The sequence below is a fragment of the Acinetobacter sp. YH12137 genome, from assembly GCF_013418535.1.
GTDB lineage: Bacteria > Pseudomonadota > Gammaproteobacteria > Pseudomonadales > Moraxellaceae > Acinetobacter.
Map to the genome: position 1 here is coordinate 39503 of NZ_VPBW01000002.1, position 21575 is coordinate 61077.

Below are 21575 nucleotides of genomic sequence, written 5' to 3' on the forward strand. Positions count from 1 at the left end.
ACTTAAATTAAGACGAAAAAGCTATCTTTTTGTATGATTTGATATATTGTTAGGCTAAAACACGAAACATTCATTATTATGCAATTTAGGGTGCAGCACTTAAAAAATGTTCAGGGGATAATAGATAAAAATAAGGGAATATGGATCATTCTTCTTTTGCCTTTATCTGTGCCATTCGTACATGCAGAAAATTCACAGAATTATTTTAATAATATTAAAAGTGGATTAGGAAAACTGATTGCACCAGAGCCAACGCGATCAGCGCAGACGATTGATATTAGCTCAGTTAGTCAGTACTCACTGGATACCTCAAAGGTGGCTGAACTGCCGCAGATTAGTCGGCCGTAGCAGGGACAATCTTCAATTCGACCTATAAATGCTGGTATTCCTGCAAAAATGAGTCTGATTGAGGCGGTTCATACAGCAGTTCAGCGTCGTCCGGAAATTGCCCAGAGTATTTCGTCTTTATCTGCACAGGCAGCCAATATTGATGTGGCCAAAGCAGCCTATTATCCGCAGTTATCTGGCGGTGTGGGTACCGGAGATTTGACCTCAGGTGAACGTGGACGTCAGGTGGTTTCTCTGAATGCAACCCAGATGCTATATGACTTTGGCAAGATTAGAACCAATGTGAGTGTTGAAGAAGCGAGACTGGCAGAAGATCAGGCAAGGGTACTGGTGAGTCTGGATCAGGTTGCACTGGAAGTAGCGGATGCCATCGTCAATATTAAGCGCTATCAGGAAATTACCAAGATTGCCGAACAACAGATTCAGGGCATTGCACGAATTGCAGAAATTGCCAATTTACGTGCCCGCGCCGGAATTAGCACACAGGCTGATCCGGTTCAGGCGCAGTCCAATCTGGAAGCTGCGCAATCTAACCTGATCGTGCAACAGACCCAGTTAAGACAATATCAGCAACGTCTACGAACTTTATTGGGATTTGATGCCTCTGCAATCCAATGGGAAATTCCAGATCGTATCGTGACCCAGGCTGATCTTTATCAGGATCCTGAATTTACCCAGATTCCAAGCATGATCTTGGCACATTCAGGGGGGGTAGATGTAGCTCGATTGCAAAAAGATCAGGCACGTTTAAGCCGTTATCCGACCATTAATCTGAAAAGTAGCTTAAGTCAGGCAGTCAATGGTCGAAATCCAAATAATAATGAAGATGATGGCTTTTATAATTCAATTATGATTGAAGCTAGCAGTAATTTTTATCAGGGGGGCGCTGTTCGGTCTCAGGCACGTGCTGCCAGTTATGCCGAAGAAGCTGCACGCGCACAGGTCAATACTGTCTATCTGGATGTGCTGGATCAGGTTCGTTTAATCCGGGAACAGATCGAAAATAAACAAAGACAAATGGATGTCCTGGCTCAGCGCCGTGAAACCACGGTACGAACCAAAGAGCTATATCAAGAACAATATAAATTGGGCACTCGGACTGTAGTGGATTTATTGAATGCAGAACAGGCGATTCACAGCGCAGCACAGGAAATTGAATCAGCGCGCTATGACATCTATTCGGCGATTGTGCAATACATTCAGGTGACAGGTCGTACACGGGATATTTACGCGCTTAACCGTATTTCTATTCAGGGGTTTGAAGTTCAGCCATGAGTACTACAATAAATTATCAACCGTGGCTTCAGGCAGTTTTAAATATTGCCAAGCATTATCGGATCGAACCATCTGAGGAGCGCATTCGTCTGCAACTGGACTGGAACCAGCATCATGACATTGATGAAATGCTCAAGATTGTCAGCCGTCAGATGGGATTGAATGTCCGTAAAAATAAATTTGATAGCAGTCTGCTGAATCCCTGGCGTTTGCCCTTATTGGTTGAATTTGATAGCGGAGATGTCGGTGTTATTGAACGTATCGACACACAAGGCAATGTCAGTGTACAACTGAGTGGAGATGCCGGTTTATCGCAAAGTTTTACCATCGAGCAGTTAGAGGCTGGTGCGAAGCATGTTTATATCCTGCGACCAGAGTCTTCTGTACCGGATGCGCGTGTCGACGAATATATCAAGCCCTTTGAGAAAAACTGGTTCTGGTCAATTGTATTGAAAGACTGGAAACGCTATATCGATGTGATGTTTGCCTCTTTAATCGCCAATATTCTGGCTTTGGCAACGATTGTCTTCTCGATGAACGTTTATGACCGTGTCATTCCTTCACAATCGATTCCTACTTTATGGGTGTTGGCCGGTGGTGTACTGATTGCGGCGATTTTCGAGTTTGTATTGCGGGTATCCCGTATTTATCTTTCAGACATTATTGGTAAACGGGCTGACCTGAAAATATCTGACCGGGTATTTGGGCATTCCTTAAGAATTAAAAACAGTGAGCGTTCCAAATCGACCGGAACGTTTATTTCGCAGATTCGTGAACTCGAAGGTGTGCGTGAACTGGTCACTTCAACTACCGTGACGGCTATTGCAGATCTGCCATTCTTCTTCCTGTTCCTGGGGATCTTCTGGATTATTGGCGGCAACCTGTTCTGGGTCATGCTACTGGTAGTACCACTCATGATTCTTCCAGGGATTCTGGCGCAGAAAAAACTGGCTAAGTTGGCACAGTTAGGAATGCGTGAATCTGCGATCCGTAATGCTTTATTAGTGGAAGCCGTACAAGGGATTGAAGATATCAAGCTGTTAAGAGCTGAAACCCGCTTCCAGAACCAATGGAATCACATGAATGAAGTCTCTGCTGATGTCAGCATGCAACAACGTAAAATTGTTGGCTTAATGACAGCATGGACCCAAAAAATTCAGGGACTCACCTTTGCCATTGTGGTCTTGGTCGGTGCATTTGCGGTGATGGATGGTGAGATGACCACGGGTGCTTTAGTTGCCTGTTCGATTTTATCATCACGGATGCTGGCACCTATTTCACAAATTACCGGTGTCTTGGGCCGTTTACAGCAAGCCAAAGTTGCTAAAGGCGGTCTGGATGAGTTAATGAAAAAACCGGTGGATCAGCCGGATTATTCACATCTGATTCACCGTCCTGTATTGGATGGTCATTATGAGCTGAGTGGCGTGGTATTCAAATACGGCGATGATGATCCCAAACCGAGTCTGGTCATTCCAAAACTGGAAATTAAGCCAGGTGAAAAAATTGCAATTCTGGGCCGTAACGGTGCAGGTAAATCGACGCTGTTACAACTGTTGTCGGGCATGCAAACCCCAGCACAGGGTAAGGTCAAACTGGATGGTATTGATCTGACTCTGATCGATCCTTCAGATGTACGCCGTGATATGGGCCTGCTCAATCAGAATTCACAACTCTTTTACGGCAGTATCCGTGAAAACCTGACTTTGGGTGCACCGCTCGCTACAGATCAACAGATTCTGGAAGCCTTGCAAATCACTGGTGCACTTAACTTTGTTCAGGAGAAAAAAGAAGGTCTGGATCATATCATTCTGGAAGGTGGAGTGGGCTTCTCGGGTGGACAGCGTCAAGCCTTGTTACTGGCACGGCTCCTGATCCGCCAGCCTAAAATTTTGTTGCTAGATGAACCAACCGCAGCGATTGATGACGTTTCAGAAAAGCAGTTAATTGATCATCTGAAAGGGTATCTGTCCCATCGTACACTGGTAGTGGCAACGCATCGTCGCGCCGTACTGGAGTTAGTTGACCGTATTCTCGTGGTCAATGATGGCAAAATTGTCATGGATGGTCCACGAGACCAAATATTAAATCAGTCACAGGTAGGAACTAAACGGGTCGTGGGAGCAAGCGCATGAGTGAACCACAAACATTAACGCGTTCAAACAAAGTGAGCTTTCAGGAACCGCCATTACCTAAATCTAGTCTGATTATCTGGATTGTGGGCATTGGCTTGTTAATTCTATTGACATGGGCCTGGCTATTTAAACTGGAAGAGGTCTCGACCGGTACGGGTAAAGTCATTCCATCTTCCAAAGAACAGGTGATTCAGTCTCTGGAGGGCGGCATTCTAACCAAGTTAAATGTTAAAGAAGGCGAGATTGTAGAACGTGGCCAAGTCTTGGCTCAGCTTGATCCAACCCGCTTTGAATCAAATGTCGGTGAATCAGAATCCTTACTAATCGCTTCACGTGCGACTTCCGCCCGTTTACGTGCAGAAGTGAGTGGTACGCCATTGTCTTTCCCTGAAGAAGTGCTGAAATATCCGAAACTGGTTAAAGAAGAAACCGCACTGTATCAGTCACGTCGTGCCAATCTGGAAGAATCTCTTGCCGGCTTGCAACAGGCATTGGTACTGGTACAACAGGAACTGGAAATGACCGCGCCATTGGTGGCTAAAGGGGCAGCCAGTGAAGTTGAAGTTTTACGGTTGAAGCGAGAAGCCAATGACCTGCGTAACCAGATGAATGATATTCGTAACCAGTACTATGTTAAAGCACGGGAAGAACTTTCCAAAGCCAATACTGATGTGGAAACTCAGCAACAGGTGGTACGCGGCAAGTCAGATACCTTGAACCGGACCATTTTTAAATCCCCAGTTCGTGGCGTGGTCAAAGAAATTGATGTCATGACTTTGGGTGGCGTGGTACCACAAAATGGCAAGCTGATGACCATCGTGCCTCTGGATGAAAAATTACTGGTTGAAGCTCGGATTTCACCACGTGATATTGCTTTTATCCGTCCTGATCAGGAAGCACTGGTTAAGATTACTGCCTATGATTACTCGATTTATGGCGGTCTAAAAGGCAAAGTGACTGTGATTTCGCCAGATACCTTGCGGGATGAAGTCAAACAGGATCAGTTCTACTATCGTGTGTATATCCGTACCGATAGTGACAAATTGAGAAATGCCGCCGGGCAGGAGTTTAATATCACACCAGGTATGGTGGCCTCTGTTGACATTCGTACCGGCGCAAAAACGGTAATGGACTATCTGATCAAGCCATTCAACAAGGCTAAAGAAGCATTGCGTGAACGTTAAATTTAAAAGTAATTAATAAAATTAAATTGAATCAAGCCTCTCGTTTAGAGAGGCTTTTTCTTTGCCCCATCAAAACAGGTATACTGCACAGGTGAAATTTGAATGCCTGAAGTTATGCCATTTACCATTGCCAGCCTTGTCAGTTTTGAGGAAGACATCAAAAAAAGCCGATTTCAGGCCTTTGCCACACCTGTAGAAAATGAGCAGGATGTGAAGGATTTTCTGGAGGTCTATCGTGATCCGACCACCACTCATCAATGCTGGGCCTGGAAAATCGGTCATCATGTACGCTTTAATGATGATGGTGAGCCATCGGGTACCGCCGGCCGGCCGATCCTCGCGACTATTGAAGGCAATGAGCTAACCAATGTACTGGTACTGGTGAATCGCTGGTATGGCGGTATTAAATTAGGCACCGGCGGACTGGTCCGTGCCTATGGCGGCTGTGCTGGACAATGTTTGTTATTAGCTGAAAAAATTGAGCTGATTGAAAAGAAAAAGGTCGAATTTGCTTGCCAGTTTAATGAGTGGGCGATTTTTCAGTATGAGTTGAATCAGCAGCAGATTGACTATCAGGAAGAATATTCGGCTGAAGGCGTACAGGTTCAGGCACAATTTCAGAAACATCAGATTGAACCTTTTGCTCTGAAGATTCAGGATGTTACTCGCGGACGTGAACAATTAAAAATCATAGAAGAAGCCACAGATGACTGAACCAGATCCATTACTGAAATATCGTGAGCAGCATAAACACCGCCTGAATTATATGCCTTGGCTATATTGGTCCTTAAAACCCAAGAATCGTGGTTGGGCTGAAGCTTGGCAGAAAGAATATCAGACCTATCTGATGGAGATGGAAACAGTCGAAATTGGCGAAAACTGTTTTATTTCGCCGTTGGCGCATATCTTTGCTGAGCCGGGTCGTAAAATTAGTATCGGAGATAATACCTTTATTGCGGCAGATTGTACGCTACATGGTCCTTTGGAGATAGGGAGCGAAGTTGCAATCAATCATCACTGTATTCTGGATGGTGGTCGGGTTGGGATTAAACTGCATGATCAGGTACGCATCGCAGCCTATTGTCATCTTTATGCCTTTGATCATGGGATGGAACTGGAGCAGCCGATTTATCAGCAGCCAGTCAGGTCCAAAGGGATTGAGATTGGTCGGGATGTTTGGCTAGGTGCCCACGTCGGCATAAAAGATGGGGTGAAAATTGCCGATCAGGCGATTATAGGGATGAATAGCATGGTCACGAAAGATATTGAAGCGCGTGCAATTGTCGCCGGAAATCCGGCAAAATTGATTCGATATCGGGATTAAAATAGTGAAAGAAGTTCTTGGAAAAAGGATTTATATCAGGTGCTTAATATTCGGTAAAGGTCTTATCACATCACATAAAAGTTAACATATTTCAATTCAAGCCTTACAGATTTCAGTGCACATTTACTAATGCTTGTGCTAAGTTAAAAATAACTAAGAAATTTTTATTATAAAAGAGAGGCTGAACATGAAACGTGTCATTGCCTGCATAGACTCCTCACCATGCACGAACGCACTTGCAGATGCGGCTGCATGGATTGCCAAACAGACCGGCCGTGAACTGGTTTTATTACAGGTTCTGGATTATTACCCGGCCAGTTATCATCTTGGGGAAATTAGCGGTGTGATTGGCTTTGAAAGCAATGCCATGTTGCTTAAAGAGCTGGCTGAGCTGGAGCAAAAGCAAAGTGAAATTGCGCTTAGTTATAGCAATAATCTGCTCCAGCATATTTCGGACCGTATCTTTAAAGATTATGGCATCCGCACCACCCATATTCAGGAAAAGGGTGATTTTCTGGAACAAAGTTTTCAGATTCTAAAACCTGATGATATTGCAGTCATTGGACTACTCGGTGAGCGTTCTGCCGAGAAAAATAAGCCAATCGGCACCAATGTAGAAAACTTTATCCGTGGTGCTAACTGTACAGTGATGACTGTAGGGGAACACTTCAGACCACCGACACGTTTTATCTTTGCTTATGAATATTCACCAACCTGTGTGAAGATGATGAAACGTATTGCAGAAAGTGATTTATTAAGACAATTACAATGTCATCTGCTTTATATCGGGGATCATGTGGAAATCCTGAATGAGCCTCTGCAATATTTGACAGAAGCAGGACTAGAGGTCGTTCCAGAATACCGCTACGGAGAAGTGGCTGAAAATATCCTGTCTTATCAGCAGGAACATGGGATTCAGTTAATTGTCTTGGGGGCATTCAGTCACAGCAAGATCCACCAGTTCTTCTTGGGCAGTATTGCGACAACGATTTTCCGAAATTCTAAAGTGCCATTATTGGTAGCGAAGTAGAAAGAGGGTGATAAAACCTACAGAAATGTATTTTTTGATAAATTGTTACAGCTTGAATTAAAAATAACCAGAGTTATCCTCATATATTGTGGATAACTCTGTGGTTACATTCTGTAAGATGATGTTATTTATCGAGAATACTTTATTGGCTGATTTTTGTTCTAGTTGTATTATTTGACAATTGCGAGTGCAAAACCATCATGTCCTTTACTGCCAACGGTCTGTAAAGCAGTACATGATAAGATACGTGGATGATTTTCCAGCGCTTTAAACATGTCACGAATGCCTTCAATACTTGGTTTTTTATTATCCGGATTGATGATATCACCGGCACGAATCACATTGTCCAGGAAGATAATGGTACCGGAGTGAGAAAAGTTTAAGCTCAGCTCCAGATATTCAGGATAGCTTTGCTTATCGGCATCAATAAAAATAAAGTCGAAAGCTTCAGTATCTTCAGGCAGGGCACGAAGCACATCTGCAGCACGGCCACATTTCAGCTCAACTTTCTGTTTTAACTGTGCACGATCAATATTTTCCTGTCCCATCGCAGCATGTGTATCACGGCCTTCGATTGTCAGGATATAACCGTCTTCAGGGAGGGCACGAGCCAGCCACATGGTGCTATATGCAGCAAAGGTTCCTAGTTCCAGTACGCGCTTGCACTTATTCATCTGGATCAGCATTTGCAGCAGCATGCCCTGATTCGGCGCAACAGCCAGATGATCTGGAAAACCATGTGCAGCAGTATTTTCAAGAGTCTGATTCAGGATAGGATCTTCAGGAATTAAATGTGAATCAATGTAGCGGTCAATATCTGTCCACATTTGTTGCATAGTACTCGCACCTTTGTTGTGATGCGTGCATTTTAAACTTTTCCGGGCACAGCGCAATTTATTGTTCTATATTCGCTGATTTTTTAGGCTATACAAAGCCAAAAGCTGGCTTTGTATAGAAAATGAAATGACTTAGTAATTACACATTGATGAGCGACGACTTAAATCCGGGCCCCAAGTGCGATAACCTTGAGTATCAATATGGATTTGGCCAGAGGCATATAAACCGAGCCCCATATTCAGGCTTTGTCCATGCTGTAACCAAAACTGGCACAGTTTGAACTTGGTATTTTCAATTGCTGCATAATCCTGAGCCTGTGGGTACTCAGGTCCGATCCGAAAATCAATTGCCGAGTTAAACAGGTGACGTGAAGAATTGGCTCCACCGGCACACTGATTTAAAGGCAGGTCACGATAAACCGAAGTGACTTCAAAATCAGTCAGTACATTGGCAGCAACCAGATATTTGAAGACACGTAAAGTAGGCACCTGATTTGACCAGAGCTCACGGCTTGGAATCATATATTGCGATCGACCACATTTAGCCCAATCCCGTGCAGTACGCATCAGCTCAAAACTTGGAATAATATTTCCGACCCCTTGCTGGGCCAAAAAGTTTTCATATTCACGTACAAGAGACAGGTTATTTAGTGCCGATACCCAGTGAGTATAGACATAAGGAACCGGTTTAGGCTGTGGTTTATGGTTGTACTGGACTCGTTCTTCTGGGATGTAAATCCTTTTATCTGGAGTTACTTTACCAGACTGTTTTGTGGTGGTAGCACATCCTACAAAGACAAGCGGGATTATACAAACACTCAATAACCCCTTTATTAAATGCTTCATTGATAGCAATTCAGATATTTTAAAATAGCGCTATTTTAGTCCACTTTTACGGAGAAAATCAGGATAAATTGCAATGAAATGTGTGGATGGGGTATAAAAAAAGACCAGTCTATGCTGGTCTTTTTTTAAGATTTGAAAAATTATTTTTCAAGATATTGTAATTTATCAGTTTTACCATTCCACTCTTCACGGTCAGCAGGTTGCTCACCAATTTGTGTGATGTTCGGCCATTTTTGAGACAGTTCAGCATTTAGCTCGATAAAGACTTCTTGGCCTTCCGGTAATTCATCTTCAGAGAAAATTGCATTCGCAGGACATTCAGGCTCACATAACGCGCAGTCGATACACTCGTCCGGGTTAATCACAAGGAAGTTAGGACCTTCATAGAAACAGTCTACTGGGCAAACTTCAACACAGTCTTGATATTTACATTTAATACAATTTTCAGTGACAACGAAGGTCATGGCGACAGCTACCTAAAAAATATGGTTCTAATGACGAATACCGTATTTTAGGCAAAAATAGAGGGAACAAACAATTCCTTTTATTGATATTTGTTATATATAGGGCTGTTAAATTTGAAAAAACTGCGATGATTGGATGAAAGGTTTAGGGAATGAGAATCATCATCAGCTAAGCCCTATGCGGGATAGGGCTTAGAAGAGATTTTAACTTGGCTGTTTCATGAGATCTTTAAGAGCATAAAGTTGCTGTAATGCTTCACGTGGGCTCAGATTGTCGACATCAATGTCTTCTAATAATTCAAGCGCTGCTGAAGGCTTTTCAATCTCGATGACTTTTTCGATGATTTCAGGCATCGCAAACAGATCATGCTGCGGACTCTGTGGTTTGGCCTGATGCTGCTTTTCCAGAATCTTCAAGCGATGCTGAGCTTCTTTAATTACAGCCGCAGGAATACCTGCCAGTTTAGCCACTTGTAAACCATGACTCTGGCTAGCTGGGCCATGTTGGACTTTATGCAGCAGAATAAGGTTGCCATTTAGTTCTTTGGCTGTGACATGATAGTTATCAATTCCTGCTTCTTTGTCCAGTTCGGTTAGCTCAAAATAATGCGTTGCGAACAGACATAGACATTGAATCCGTTTAGTCAGATCCAGCACACAAGCCCAAGCCAGGGACAGCCCGTCATAAGTACTGGTTCCACGACCCACTTCATCCATCAGAACCAGAGATTGACTGGTAGCATGATGCAGAATTTGCGAAGTTTCCGTCATTTCCACCATAAAGGTTGATTTGCCAGTCGACAAATCATCTGCAGAGCCAATCCGGGTAAAGATTCGGTCAATTGGACCCAGTGTTGTCGATTGCGCTGGCACATAACTACCGCAATAAGCCAGTAGGGCAATCAGGGCAGTCTGGCGCATAAAGGTGGATTTACCACCCATATTTGGACCGGTGATAATGGCCATACGGTGCTGATAATCCAGCTGGGTATCATTTGGAGTAAAGGCTGCCTTGCTTAAGGCTTCAACCACAGGATGACGGCCGGCAACGATTTTCACACCAATTTCAGGGCTGAATTTTGGTCGTGCCCAATTGCGTAAACGTGCCTGATGGGCAAAGTTTGCCAACAGATCGATCTGGGCAATCGCACTGCTCATCATCTGTAGATTGCCAATATCCTGACGCAGTTCATCCAGCAACATTTCGAATAGCATTTTCTCGCGAGCAAGTGCACGGGATTCGCTAGACAATACTTTATCTTCAAAAGCTTTTAGTTCAGGCGTGATATAACGCTCAGCATTTTTCAGCGTTTGGCGACGGATATAATGTTCAGGTGCCTGTTCAGCTTGTGCACGAGTCAGTTCGATATAATAACCACTGACACGGTTATAGCCGATTTTCAGGGTAGGAATGCCGCTTTGCTCACGTTCCTTAATCTCCAGATCAATCAGGAACTGTCCGGCATGATCACGGATTTTACGCAGCTCATCCAGCTCGCTATCGAAACCTTCTGCAATGACATTGCCATCACGTAGCAATACCGGTGGATTTTCAACAATGGCGGACATCAGGCGCTGATGCAGGCCATGAAAATCGCCCAGTTCTTCATTCAGCTGTTGCAATAATTTCGAATTCTGCTGACTTAACAGCGGTTGTAACGCATGGCGTAAAAATGGAATCTGTGCACAGGCTTGACGTAATTGAACCAGATCGCGTGGACGAGCACTACCTAAAGCGATACGGCTGAGTACACGTTCAATATCACTGATTTCTTTTAAGACCAGACGGACTGGCGATTCATGGAAACCTTCAAGCAATGCCTGTGTCGCATCCAGTCGCTCATCCAGTATCGCAGTATCACGAAGCGGTTGCATCAGGGTGCGGCTAAGCAGACGGCCACCCATAGCGGTCTGACAGTCATTGATCAGCTGAAACAATGAAGTGCCATGTTCAAATAAAGGCTCAATCAATTCGAGGTTGCGACGGGTGACTGGATCCAGTGCAATAAAGTCTGAACTTTGTTCCAGTTGAATGGTTCGGATATGCGGTAAAGCCGTTTTCTGGGTTTCTTTGGCATAGTGAATCAATGCAGCCGCAGCAGCTTTGGCCAAAGGCAGATGATCAATTCCGAAACCTGAAAGTGTACTTACTGCAAACTGGTCGCATAAGGTCTTCTGGGCATTGTTCTGGTTGAAGTCGACATTCGGACGTTTACTGATTGGAACATCTAGCTGTTGTTTTAAGTGTTCTACCAGTGCTTGATCTTGCAGATTTTCATCAATCACAATTTCGCTAGGCATGAGGCGTGCCAATTCAATGGCTAACTGACTTAAGTCATAATCGATTTGCTGGACTTTAAATAAACCCGCACTCAGGTCGAGAAGTGCAATTCCGATTTGTTGCTGGTGAACACACAGAGCCACCAGGTTGGAGGTTTGATGCGCACCTAATAAGGCATCATCAGTTAAAGTCCCGGGAGTGATAATCCGGACGACCCCACGTTCAACTGGACCTTTACCAGTCACTTCACCGATCTGCTCGCAGATCACCACCGTTTCGCCTTTTTTCACCAGACGAGCCAGATAGCCTTCAGCAGCATGGAAAGGTACACCGGCCATGGGAATTGGCTGGCCATTGGCTTTACCGCGATGGGTCAGGGTAATGCCTAAAATTTTGGCGGCCTTATGGGCATCTTCAAAGAACAGTTCATAGAAATCACCCATGCGATAAAACATCAATGAGTGTGGATGCTGCATTTTGACCGACATGTACTGCTGCATCATGGGCGTTAAGCTAGAGAGATCAGCCACAAGTTCTGAACTGGTCATTAAGAAAAAATCCTTTAAATATATAAAGCAAAACCTGAATCTTTTTCCGAAACACTATCCTCGGAAAACCTGGAAAATAGCCTAAGCTAAAATCCTGTAAAGACTGGTTTGAATGTCAAAAATAATTGTCTCAAGTCTAACAAATTTAATTTTTAGAAAGAAACATAAATCCGCAGGAATCTGTATTTGGACGGACTTAGTCGATATAAAGCATAAAAGGGTATTGATACATGGGTTGCCCATAAAAAAAGCCACCCAGAGGCAGCTTTTTTATATCTTTCATCAAAATTTAATCAGGGTCATACAATCCCAGGTCGACCAGATGTAATCTGAGAAGGCGGCGGAGTTCCAGTACAGCCTCAGGCGTTTCCTGAACGGAATGTCCACCTTTGATAATTTTATTGGAAGCCGCTCCTTCAAGATATGCACTCTGATAAGCAACGACATCATCAGTCATGATGTTTTCATCATCACTATCTGTATTATTGCCAATAATCGAGTGAAATTTGAAACCTGGTGCCGGATTAATATCTTTAGTCAGTGCCGTGAATTTTGATTTCTTACTAAGATCACTCGGCCCATTCTGAATCAGATCATGACCAACTTCATGCAGAAAATCACTTAAGCCAATTTCACCTTGGACAGTGTCAGCAAATGCACCCAAAAAGGCACTTGGCACACGAATAATTTTACGTGCCAGTTTGGTATGCCAGCGATCTGCATAATCGGTCCCTTTATGCGGTGCTGCCAGGAAAATAGCACGACTGAAATTCGGAACAGGCTGCATTTTGAAACGCGCTTTAAAGAGTGGATTGTCCCGGAACTTGGTCAGCTTTGAATCTTTTACAATATTAAAAGCGGGCTCGGTAATATCTGCATCACTCACCAATAGACGGGCAATGACACCACCCATACTGTGTCCGACCAGTACAGCTTCTTTTTTGGCTGGTGCATTATTGCTAATACGCGCGAAACCTTGTTGAAGCAGCGCATTAATCTGGAAACGGCTTTCCAGAATAGGCATGTTGGTTGAGTAGAAGACCTGCCACACCTGGAAATTTTCTCTTAAGACCGGATCACCCATAATATCATTCGTTAAACGAATCCAGGCTTCCGGGCTGCTGGCCAAACCATGAATCAGCAATAAAACCTTCTTATTTGGATTGTAAGGTTCCAGCATAAACAGATGCGGCATGACCAGATTATCGTCACGATTGATCAGTGTCAGATAAGCTGCGCGTCCCAGATTGTTTTCTGCCAGCCATAGCCCATAAGGCGCTGAAAAGTTTGCCGCTAAAGCATATTCCTTATTGGCAACTTTAATCTTGTCATATTTATACGGGTCATAAAGTTTTAAATGGAAGTTGCTGTTATTCAGGATCTGTTCTACAGAGTTTGCTGATTCTGGAATGGCGGTAATCGTGGTTGCCAGATAACGTGCTGAATGAATAAAAGGATTTATGCCATTTTGATATTGGTGATTTAGTGGATCGACCAGATATTTTTTATCTTTTTTGGAAATTTCTTCTTCTGGCAAGACCACCAGAAACTCAGAGCCGAAACCGTCACGACGGGTAATCGAGCGCAGACCAGAGAAGTTCATGTTATAGGTCGACATTAACTGTTCAATTGGCTGATTCTTGAGCTGGGGGAAATTGTCCAGATTAATGGTATAGATACTGTTTCCAACCTGCAGACGTTGACCGGCTTCTTTGGTTTTATAACGTTCTGCGTAGATCTGGATTAAATGAGCAATTGCCAGGTTATAAAAGTCACGAATCTGAACTTGTCGGTTGTCGAAGATCCGGTCCTGTGGTGCACGTTCAGTCTGAAACAGATAGGCATAACTGTAGCGGATACTTTTATCCAGCATTTGTAACTGCTGTTCCTGACATTTTTGCAGGTTCTGGGTTTGCAGTTGCTGTTTTTCTTCAGATCGGGTCTTAGCCAGAGCACTGGTTTTACATTCAGCCGATTTACCAAGCTGGAGTGATTTAGCTAGATATAATTCACTCGATGTTGAAAGTAATTGCTCATCCAGAATCTGTGGAATTTCTTGTAGCTCTTTCACACATTCTTCTGGATTATTTTCACAGACTTGTGCTTCACGTCCGGTCATGGATAGGACATTCAGACTGGCTTCACTCAACTTATCGCGTGTAAGAATGCTATCGCGTTCATTATTGATGGTGACATTAATAGCCTGCTCTTTAACACTCACCACCTGACAGCCACTCAGTACAGCTGTCATGAGTACAGTGCAAAGTAATGCTATCTTATTTATTTTCTCGTGCATAAAGACTTTGAACACTCATTTAAAATTATAAAGCTTGATAATGCTTTGTATTTTACTAATTTTTTCCCATAAAAATAGACCGCCGGAGCGGTCTATTTGTAATATTATGAATCTGAAATATAGCTTATTGTGCTGGTGTAGGTGCAGGGGTTGTTGGTGCAGGAGCGGCTGTTTGCATGACTTGCCATACGTTCCAGCGACCCTGTTTTTCAATTTCCTGAATCAGACGATCAGCGACTTCAGCTTCTTGCGGATATTTAATTTTGTAATTATTCAGAACCTGAACAGCGTTCTTTTTATTCTCCATGGCAATGTAGTTATTTGCCGCAGATAAATAAGCTTCTTGAACACCTGCCTGCATTGCCTTGTCCAGATACTGAATTGCTTCGCGGTGACCACCACCTTCAGACAGACCAAAACCGAACCAGAAGTTTGCTTCAGCATCATCCTGGTTAATACGAAGAATGCGCTGTGCATAGGTCATTGATTTGGTGGTATAGATAGAACCCAAATCAAGATTACGTGCCATCACGCTGGCCTTAAATGCACGCATTAAGACATCAAATGAAGCATTCGGACGTGAAGCCAAGGTATCCAGCTGTTGAGAAACTTCGCGAAGTTTTGCTTCAAAACCACGGCGTTCCTGACGGTCGCTAAAGCGGGGTGGATAATGACGCGCTTTACCTTCTACCATCTGCAAGAAATCATCGATTTCGGTAATGTCGATTTCATTTTCATTGGCAAGTGCTGCATAACGCATACTGCGTGTATTGCTATCCACCATCGGGATGATCAGCTTGTTCACATCTAGGGTTAACTGTTTAGACGGATCTTTAGGATCAGTGACCACCATTTTCGTCACTGGCTGCGCAGCGGCTTTTTGCAAATGAACTTCAAATGGAGGTGGTTCGTTATAGTTAAATGGATTTAAAGCATAAAATGGCGGAGTAAGTTCAGGTTCAACAAAAACTACCTGATCAGCTGGTTTCTGTTCTTGTTTGCTTGAGGTCGGTGCCATAGAGCACGCCGTCATGGTAAAAGCTAAGCAAGCAATTGCTAAGGGCTTCAAGGTCATAATATCCGTCCATTCATGTTATTTTTTAAAACATCTATTCAAAAAATGCATGATCGTCAGTCTATGAAAAGTGCTGCGATCATGCAAGCAAATGCGTGTTACAAAAGAATTACGATTTATAGTCAGGCCTTGGACTGACTGGTTTGTGCTTCGCACTCACGGCGCGCATCTTCCAGAATTTTAAGTTCTTCCTTGCTAAACGGCTGTTCATTTAACTGGTTTTTCTTAAAAGTCGGGTCAAGCAGAGACAGGCGGTTGCACAGTGTATTCATGCGTTTTTCATTTTGTTGAATACGGTCAAGTAGAACACGCATACCTTCCAGAATCGGGTCGGTCTGATCCTGTGTAGTTGCATAAGGCTGGAAACCAATGCTTTCCGCATAATCACGACGACGTGCTTCAGCATCCTCTTTTGGCTGGTCTTTGGTAATAAATCGGGCAGGATTGCCGACCGCTGTGGTATTCGGCGGAACTGCTTTGGTAACCACAGCATTGGAACCAACCTTGGCATTCTTACCTACAGTAAATGGGCCCAGAATTTTGGCACCTGCACCAACAACAACACCATCTTCCAGAGTCGGGTGACGCTTGCCTTTATTCCAGGTGGTACCACCTAAAGTGACGCCATGATACAGGGTGACATCATCGCCAATTTCCGCAGTTTCGCCAATCACAACGCCCATGCCATGATCAATGAAAAAACGTTTACCAATCTTGGCGCCCGGATGAATTTCGATACCTGTTGCAAAACGGCTAAAAGAGGACAAAACACGCGCTGAACCTTTACAGTCTTTTTTCCATAGCTCATGTGCCATGCGATGCATAATCAGTGCATGGATGCCAGGGTAGGTGGTTAAGACTTCTAAGGTATTGCGTGCTGCAGGATCGCGCGCAAAGACAGCTTGGATATCTTCTTTGAGCTGTTTTAGCATTAGTTTTGATCCTCATCCTGTTGTGATGTATGGGAAGATTTTTTCCAGGTGCCGTTATTCAGTGCCTGAACACGAGTGAAAATACCACGAAGTAAGTGATATTCCATACGATCTAATTGTATACGTCCGAAAAGGCGACGCAAGCGTAAAGGAAGTAATCGTGGGTTTTTTGGATCCATAAATTCAATTTCTGCCAGCATTTTTTCCAGATGCGGGTAGAACTGTTCCATCTGTTCATGGGTCACCAGCGGTTCATCCCACTCCATTTCAATGCCATCAATGACTTGCATGTTGGCTTTGGGATCACGTGGGTGTTCAACCTGATCCAGTGCTGCCATACGCAGTTCATAGCAGATCACCTGAATGGCTTGAGCAACATTGAGTACGCCATAGTCAGTATTCACAGGAATGGTTAAGTGATAATTCGCCATCGCCAGTTCTTCATTGGTCAGACCGCGGTCTTCACGGCCAAACAGAATCGCAATTTCCTGTTTATCTTCAACTACAGCTGAAAGTGCTTTTTCAGCAGCAGGGCGAACATCTAGTAAAGGCCATGGAATAGTGCGGCTACGTGCGCTGGTACCAAAGACGATCTGGCAATCTTTAATGGCTTCTTCTAGCGTTTCTACGATTTCAATCTGCTCGATCAGATCGGTTGCACCTGCAGCAAGTGCATCAATATCCGGATGAGGATAGGTTTTAGGCGCAACCAGAACCAGCTTGCACAGGCCCATGGTTTTCATGGCACGTAAGGCACTACCAATATTGGCAGGCAGGGTAGTATTAACCATGATAATACGCACATGGGAGAGATGTGCTGAAACAGCAGCATTGTCAATTTGACTCATGATGATTCCAGTTTGGATATATTAAAATGGGAGATTTATGAATACTGCGGCTGAGATTCAGCTTCATATTGTGCCAGCGCATCGTCCATACTCATGTCAGCAGGTGGAGGTGGAACCTCAACTGGCTTAGCTTCTTCATAAGATACGGCACGTGCAGCTTTAGACTTCACCTGATACTCGATATAGAGCGCAGTCTTGCCAAAATAATCACGTAGCTTGGCGAGAAGATCATCCAGCGGCGCAACTTTCCAGCTTAAACCCAGATGCAGTTCGGCCGTGGCATAGCCATAATCCAGATATAGAATCACTGGAATATGCGTGCTCATGTCCACATTGGTATATGGCACTAGAATCTGCTGCAAGTCACGGCTGAGGGTTTTGCTGTAATGTTCAGCTTGCAAGGTAATCTTGATGCTGTTAGCACGTTTCTGACGGATTTCATTCAGGCTAAAGGCCTTAGTTAAACGACCGAGTGGACGGTCAAAACCTTCACGTTCGTAGATTTCACCTTCAATCACTACCACTTTATCGACCTGAACGATGTCTTTAAAGCGCTGGAAGCGTTCATGGTTGGTGGAAATTTCGATACGTGCCGTACCATCATCTAATGTCACCATCATCCGGTTCGGGAAGTTAGCGACATCGACTACCAGACCGGCAAACACAGTCGTTACACCACGACGGGTTGGGGTTAATTCATTGATCTGACAAGGTACAAAAGCTTTTAGTTCATTACGATATACATCAATTGGGTGACCAGTCAGGTATAGACCTAAGGTATCTTTTTCACCTTTCAGACGAACTTCATCTGACCAAGGTTTCACCGGTTTGGCAGGTTTACGTTGGACTTCTTCAACTTCCCCGAACAGATCCATGATCCCGGTTTCACGGTTCTGACGCGCCTGATCCGCAGCTTGTACCGCTTCAGGCAATTGTGCCATTAGGTCAGCACGTTCAATGCCTAGACAATCTAGTGCACCCGCACGGATCAAGGCTTCGAGCGTACGTTTATTGATTTTTTTCAGGTCGATACGGTGACAGAAGTCAAACAGGTCTTTATAAGGACCTTCTTTCTGACGTGATTCAATCACGGACTGCATTGCCGCTTCACCCACGCCTTTAATCGCACCTAAACCATAAACAATGGTTTTTGGATCACTGGCATGGAACTGGTAAATCGACATATTCACCGATGGTGGTAATACTTCCAGTCCGTTATGACGGCAATCATCAATCAGGAACACCACGTTATCAGTGTTCTGCATTTCCGAGGTCATCACCGCTGACATGAATTCAGCAGGATAATGCGCTTTCAACCAAGCTGTTTGATAGGCGACAAGTGCATAGGCTGCAGCATGCGATTTGTTAAAGCCATAGCCTGCGAATTTTTCCATATAGTCGAAGATATGGTTCGCCGTTGCTTCATCGATATCTTTTTTCGCAGCACCTTCAATGAAGATCTTACGCTGCTTGACCATTTCTTCAGGTTTTTTCTTACCCATCGCACGACGAAGTAAGTCCGCACCACCCAAGCTATAGCCGGCACAGAACTGTGCCGACTGCATTACCTGTTCTTGGTATACCATGATCCCGTAAGTCGGCTCTAATACCTTTTCCAGTAATGGATGCAGGTATTCAAACTCGCCACCATGCATACGATGGATAAAGTCAGGAATCAGGTCCATTGGACCCGGACGGTATAGCGATACGAAGGCGATAATTTCTTCGAACTTGCTTGGACGTGCTTCCTTGAGCATTTTCTTCATGCCGACGGATTCAAACTGGAATACCGCGGTGGTATTCGCCGTCGCGAAGATGTTATAGGCTGGCTTGTCATCCAGCGGAATATAGGAAATATTCACCGGTTCGGTCACGTCTGGGCGGGCATTGATATGCTTGATCGCATCTTCAATCACGGTCAGGTTACGTAGACCCAAGAAGTCGAATTTGACCAAGCCAGCAGCTTCGACATCATCCTTATCGAATTGAGCAACACGTGCAGTACCATCCGCATCACACATCACGGCTGAATAGTCGGTCAGTTTGGTCGGTGCAATCACTACACCACCGGCATGTTTACCGGTATTACGGGTAATGCCTTCAAGCTTGAGTGCCATTTCCCAGATTTCTGAGGCATCGTCATAATCGGGATTTGATGGATTGGTGACGATATCTTTCAGTTGAGGTTCAGCTTCCAATGATTCTTCAAGGCTTAAACCCAGAGGCTTGGTTGGAATCAGTTTGGAAATACGATCAGCCAGACCATAAGATTTACCCAAGACACGGGCTACATCTCGAATCGCACCTTTCGCTGCCATGGTACCGAAAGTCGCAATTTGCGATACCGCATCACGACCATAAGTCCGTGCCACATAGTCAATTACGCGGTCACGACCAGCGATACAGAAATCGACGTCAAAGTCGGGCATCGAAACACGTTCCGGGTTCAAGAAACGTTCGAACAGCAGGTCATAGCGCAGAGGATCAAGATCGGTAATTTTCAAACTATAGGCTACGAGGGAACCCGCACCTGAACCACGGCCCGGACCTACCGGTACGCCATTTCCTTTGGACCATTGAATGAAGTCCATGACGATCAAGAAGTACCCTGGGAAGCCCATATCCAGAATAATCTTGATCTCAAAGGCCAGACGTTCATCATAAGGCTGACGGATTATAGGCCAGTCTTCTTCACGTTTTTCTGGTGGATACAGGAAGTTCAGGCGTTCTTCTAAACCTTCTTCACATAAATGTGCGAAGTAGGTGTCAATAGTATGGCCTTCAGGAATTGGATAATCTGGTAGATCGTTGAAACCTAAACGTAGGGTGACATTACAACGTTTTGCGATATGGAAGGTGTTTTCAATCGCGGTTGGAATATCGCTAAACAGTTCCGCCATTTCTGTTGAGCTTTTAAAATATTGCTCAGGGCTATAGGTTTTAGGACGGCGATTATCACCAAGCACATAACCATCTGCGATACAGACACGCGCTTCATGTGCTTCAAAGTCTTCGCGTGCAATAAAATGCACATCATTATGTGCAACTACACCAATATTATATTTCTTTGCGAGCTTTACCGCTTCTTCAATGAAAGTATCTTCATTAGCACGGCCAGTGCGGGTGAGGGCGAGATAAACACGATTTCCAAATTTCTCTACCCATTCTTGCAGTAGCGGTTCAGCTTTATCGGGATTTGAAGTAATCAGCATTTTGCCGACATCGGACTGCATACCGAGCAATACGATCATGTCATCGTGCTGATTCAAGATCCAATCTTTTTGTACGCAAGGAATATCCAGTTGCTGGCCGCTGATATAACCTTCAGACACCAGTTCGGTCAGGTTGCGCCAGCCTTTGTTGGTCATGGAAAGCAGGGTAACCCGATGCTCAGCATCATTCAGACGAATTTCAGAGCCAAGAATCGGTTTGATGCCTTTATCCAAACATTTTTTATAGAATTTAACAGCAGCATGTAGATTGGATAAATCAGTCAGCGCGAGTGCTGGCATCTCGTCATTCGCAGCAGCTTTGACCAAGTCAGGTATACGTACGATGGATTCAGTAATCGAAAATTCTGTATGAATACCAAGATGAACAAAGTGCATAAATGAGTCCCTGCAAAAACCACTCGATAGTTTAGCACGGGATTTATTGTTTCAGTTTGAAATTGAGGGGAAATGCTGAACTTTTAGATTGTGAATTAGAATTGACTTAAAGTCATGTTTATCATTTTATCGGAATAGAACTACGTATCCAAATTGAATTTGTATTAGGCGACATGGATGTCGCCGTTGGCTTGTGATACAGGGACGTATCATCAAGCTAACAGAAGATTTTTGTTACCTTGCATAGCAGTGCTATTCATCTTTCAAAAGTAAAAGAAGAATTTCAAGTGTCAGTAAGTTTATTCATAAAGTTATTTGAAAATTAGAATTTCATTATTTTTACTTTAATTTAAATTTTGAGTAGTTATGCCTTACTTTTGACGGGCCAAAAGTAACAAAACCCCTCGTTGATCTGATGGCACTTCCTGAGCAAGCTTTAAGCATTGCTTTAAAGCTTGTGTAAGACAGATCAACGGCAGCATCCATGCTGCTAAGTCATGTATCAAATGTTCGCTTCGATGTTTAAGATGCAGATATTTTTATGG

General features: G+C 44.0%; 14 protein-coding genes and 1 pseudogene. 6 read left to right on the forward strand and 9 right to left on the reverse strand.

Translation table 11 applies throughout. From position 1 onward, the window contains the following. Nucleotides 1-78 precede the first annotated feature (78 nt). The 6 genes and pseudogenes from FTU72_RS01340 (at nucleotide 79) to FTU72_RS01365 (ending at nucleotide 7296) form a co-directional block, all read left to right on the forward strand. Nucleotides 79-1623 (forward strand): annotated as a pseudogene (locus tag FTU72_RS01340) (TolC family outer membrane protein). Continuing rightward, complete coding sequence (locus FTU72_RS01345) at nucleotides 1620-3758, forward strand: type I secretion system permease/ATPase (protein ID WP_180011849.1); 2139 nt, start codon at nucleotides 1620-1622, stop codon at nucleotides 3756-3758. The pseudogene FTU72_RS01340 and the gene FTU72_RS01345 overlap by 4 nt, the downstream one beginning before the upstream one ends. Then, nucleotides 3755-4942, forward strand: coding sequence for an HlyD family efflux transporter periplasmic adaptor subunit (locus tag FTU72_RS01350; RefSeq protein WP_004786223.1), 1188 nt, complete (start codon nucleotides 3755-3757; stop codon nucleotides 4940-4942). The genes FTU72_RS01345 and FTU72_RS01350 overlap by 4 nt, the downstream gene beginning before the upstream one ends. Before the next feature lie 114 nt (nucleotides 4943-5056). Next, a complete protein-coding gene (locus FTU72_RS01355; protein ID WP_159122803.1) occupies nucleotides 5057-5656 on the forward strand; it encodes a YigZ family protein in 600 nt (199 codons plus the stop codon). Beyond that, the gene (locus FTU72_RS01360; protein WP_004786220.1) at nucleotides 5649-6266 is read left to right on the forward strand and encodes a DapH/DapD/GlmU-related protein; all 618 of its coding nucleotides are present in this window, start codon (nucleotides 5649-5651) and stop codon (nucleotides 6264-6266) included. Before FTU72_RS01355 ends, FTU72_RS01360 begins: the two co-directional genes overlap by 8 nt. 187 nt (nucleotides 6267-6453) lie before the next feature. Continuing rightward, nucleotides 6454-7296, forward strand: a complete 843-nt coding sequence (locus FTU72_RS01365) for a universal stress protein (protein WP_034703837.1) — start codon at nucleotides 6454-6456, stop codon at nucleotides 7294-7296. Nucleotides 7297-7466: 170 nt separating this feature from the next. On the opposite strand, the gene FTU72_RS01370 is transcribed toward FTU72_RS01365, so the two are convergent. From FTU72_RS01370 to dnaE, 9 genes are all read right to left on the reverse strand, one after another. Then, nucleotides 7467-8132 (reverse strand): O-methyltransferase, encoded by a 666-nt coding sequence (locus FTU72_RS01370; RefSeq protein WP_179992294.1) that lies wholly within the window; start codon nucleotides 8130-8132, stop codon nucleotides 7467-7469. Between the two features lie 132 nt (nucleotides 8133-8264). After that, complete coding sequence (locus tag FTU72_RS01375) at nucleotides 8265-8978, reverse strand: D-Ala-D-Ala carboxypeptidase family metallohydrolase (protein WP_004786214.1); 714 nt, start codon at nucleotides 8976-8978, stop codon at nucleotides 8265-8267. Nucleotides 8979-9118: 140 nt separating this feature from the next. Continuing rightward, nucleotides 9119-9442 carry a ferredoxin FdxA gene (gene fdxA, locus FTU72_RS01380; protein ID WP_004786212.1) on the reverse strand — a complete coding sequence of 108 codons (324 nt, stop codon included), beginning with the start codon at nucleotides 9440-9442 and terminating at the stop codon, nucleotides 9119-9121. Between the two features lie 204 nt (nucleotides 9443-9646). Continuing rightward, a complete protein-coding gene (mutS, locus tag FTU72_RS01385) occupies nucleotides 9647-12271 on the reverse strand; it encodes a DNA mismatch repair protein MutS (RefSeq protein ID WP_179992295.1) in 2625 nt (874 codons plus the stop codon). A gap of 289 nt (nucleotides 12272-12560) precedes the next feature. Then, the gene (locus FTU72_RS01390) at nucleotides 12561-14567 is read right to left on the reverse strand and encodes a triacylglycerol lipase (RefSeq protein ID WP_179992296.1); all 2007 of its coding nucleotides are present in this window, start codon (nucleotides 14565-14567) and stop codon (nucleotides 12561-12563) included. A gap of 124 nt (nucleotides 14568-14691) precedes the next feature. After that, nucleotides 14692-15642, reverse strand: coding sequence for an ABUW_2363 family tetratricopeptide repeat lipoprotein (locus FTU72_RS01395; RefSeq protein ID WP_004786208.1), 951 nt, complete (start codon nucleotides 15640-15642; stop codon nucleotides 14692-14694). A gap of 122 nt (nucleotides 15643-15764) precedes the next feature. Continuing rightward, the gene (cysE, locus tag FTU72_RS01400) at nucleotides 15765-16574 is read right to left on the reverse strand and encodes a serine O-acetyltransferase (protein WP_179992297.1); all 810 of its coding nucleotides are present in this window, start codon (nucleotides 16572-16574) and stop codon (nucleotides 15765-15767) included. After that, nucleotides 16574-17422 (reverse strand): RNA methyltransferase, encoded by an 849-nt coding sequence (locus FTU72_RS01405; RefSeq protein WP_179992298.1) that lies wholly within the window; start codon nucleotides 17420-17422, stop codon nucleotides 16574-16576. The genes cysE and FTU72_RS01405 overlap by 1 nt, the downstream gene beginning before the upstream one ends. Nucleotides 17423-17457: 35 nt before the next feature. Further along, nucleotides 17458-21030, reverse strand: coding sequence for a DNA polymerase III subunit alpha (gene dnaE / locus FTU72_RS01410; RefSeq protein ID WP_179992299.1), 3573 nt, complete (start codon nucleotides 21028-21030; stop codon nucleotides 17458-17460). Nucleotides 21031-21575 lie beyond the last annotated feature (545 nt).